Below are 2456 nucleotides of genomic sequence, written 5' to 3'. Positions count from 1 at the left end.
CCACGCGCGCCGCGGCATCCCGCGCCGCGCGCAGGAAGGCGGCTTGCGGATAGGCCGCCTCGCTGCGGCCGAGGCGGCCGCGCTTGTCCGCCTCGCAGACGGCAAGGAAGGTGTCCAGGCGCCGGGGGCGGCGCAGCGCATCCAGCGTCGTCAGCAGCCGCAGCACGGTGGCGGGCTTGAGCTCGAGCGCACGGTGCGCGTTGAGGTGCTCGCGGCAGACCAGTTCGGCCAGCGCCGCGTGTTCGGCCGGAACCTTCAGGCGCGCGGCCAGCGCGCGCAGCGGCGCCACGCCGGCGTGCTCGTGCCCGATGTGGCTCGGCAGCACCTCGGCCGGCGTGCACGCCTTGCCCAGGTCGTGGCAGAGCGCGCAGAAGCCGACCAGGTCGTCGCCGGGCGCCAGCCGCGCAGCCATGTCCAGCACCAGCTCCAGATGCGTGCCGGTGTCGATTTCCGGGTGGTATTCGGCACGCTGCGGTACGCCGTAGAGCGCATCGACCTCGGGGAACAGCACGGCCAGCGCGCCCGCGTCGCGCAGCACGCGCAGGAACGCCGACGGCTGCGCCTCGCCCAGCGCACGGCGCGTCTCGGCCCATACGCGCTCGGGCACCAGGTGGTCGACCTCGCCGTTGGCGACCATGGTGCGCATCAGCGCCATGGTCTGTTCGGCGACGTGGAAACCCAACGGCGCAAAGCGCGCGGCGAAGCGCGCCACGCGCAGCAGGCGCACCGGGTCCTCCACGAACGCGGGCGAGACGTGCCGCAGCACGCGCTGCTCGATGTCGCGCTGGCCGTGGAACGGATCGACCAGGGCGCCGCGTTCGTCCTGCGCGATCGCGTTGATGGTGAGGTCGCGGCGCGCGAGGTCCTCCTCCAACGTCACACCCGGGTCGGCGTGGAAGGCGAAGCCGTGGTAGCCGTGGCCGGTCTTGCGCTCGGTGCGCGCCAGTGCGTACTCCTCGGCACTGTCCGGGTGCAGGAATACCGGGAAGTCCTTGCCCACCGGCCTGAAGCCCTGCGCCAGCATGTCGTCGGGCGTGGCGCCGACCACGACGTGGTCATGGTCCGTCACGGCCCGCCCCAGCAGCCGGTCGCGCACCGCACCGCCGACCAGATAGGTGCGCATGTCAGCGCGCCGTGTCCATGCCGGCCACCACGCTGGACGCCGCGGCGGGCGCAGGCGTGGCGGGGCAGGTCACGTCCTTGCGTGGCGTATGGACGTCCGGAAGGCTATACGTCTGGCCGACCGGCGGCATCCGCGAGGCCAGCGGCAGGGCCTTGCCGGACAGGCGCCAGTCGTAAATCACCGCGAAGGCCATCACGCGCGCCACGTAGTCGCGGGTCTCGCGGTAGGGAATGGTCGCCACGAACAGGTCCGGCGGCAGCGTGCCGCGCTGGTCCAGCCACTGGTCGACCTTGTTCGGGCCGGCGTTGTAGGCGGCGCTGGCCAGCCACGGCGCGCCGCCGAAGCGCGCGGCCATCTGCGCCAGATAGCGGGTGCCGAGCACGATGTTCACTACCGGGTTGTACAGCGTATCGCCGCCGCCCCAGGCAAGCCCGTACTGCTTGGCCACCAGCGCCGCGGTGGCGGGGACCAGCTGCATCAGGCCGCGCGCGTCGGCGCCCGAGCGTGCATCGCTCACCCATGCGCTTTCGGCGCGGGCGATGGCGTAGGCCCAGGATGGGTCGATGCCGGCCTGCTGTGCCTGCGGCACCACGCCGTCCTGGCTGGCCAGCGGGAAGCGCTCGTCGTAGTAGCGCAAGGCATCTCCGCTGGAGAAGGTGAACACGGCACGGTCGTACCAGCCCTGCGCGTAGGCCAGCTGCGCGGCGGCGCGCAAGGTGGATGCGTCGGCGCCATCCAGCGCGCGCGACCACTCGCGCCGCGCCAGCCGGGGCAGGCCGACGGCATACAGTTCGAAGGCACGCTGCAGGCCTGCGTCGGCCTGCAGCGCCTGCCCGCGCTGGGCGTCGTCGGGCGGGTCGAGCGGGCAGATGGCGTAGTCGCCCTGCGTGCGGTCGGCGGCAAGGAAGCCGTAGTAGGTGGGCTCGCGGGCAAGCTTGGCGTACAGCGCGTCGGCTTCGGCGCCACGGCCGGTCGCCGCCCATGCGCGGGCACGGAAATAGCGCCACTCGTCCTGGTCCTGCTGGCGCTCGGGCATCGCATCGATGGCGCTCAGCACGGCGCTCCAGTCCTGCCGGGCCAGCGCCACGCGGGCGCGCCATTCGCGGCTGGCGTCGGTCTGCGCGGCGGCGGGCAGGGCGGCCAGGCGCTCGAGTGCGTGCTCGTCGAAGTCGGTGGCGTGGTAGAGCGCCAGTGCGTACAGCACCGCGTCGCGCTGCGACGGGGTGAATCCGAAGCGCGGCCGCAGGCGCTGCCAGCCGGCGTCGGCCGCGGACGTGTCGCGGCGCGCAAGGTGCCGCAATGCGAGCGCGGCCGCCTGGCGATGGCGCGGGGT

General features: G+C 73.4%; 2 protein-coding genes. Both read right to left on the bottom strand.

What is annotated here, in order from left to right:
• The coding region (locus HOQ08_RS12075; protein WP_291195087.1) for a multifunctional CCA addition/repair protein at positions 1-1123 on the bottom strand (1123 nt) is incomplete at its 3' end.
• Between the two features lies 1 nt (position 1124).
• Positions 1125-2456, bottom strand: a 1332-nt coding sequence (locus HOQ08_RS12070) for a lytic transglycosylase domain-containing protein (RefSeq protein ID WP_291195084.1), incomplete at its 5' end; no start/stop codon positions are given.

This window comes from Frateuria sp. (genome assembly GCF_013362045.1).
GTDB lineage: Bacteria > Pseudomonadota > Gammaproteobacteria > Xanthomonadales > Rhodanobacteraceae > Frateuria_A.
This window is presented reverse-complemented; position numbering and strand designations above follow the sequence as displayed.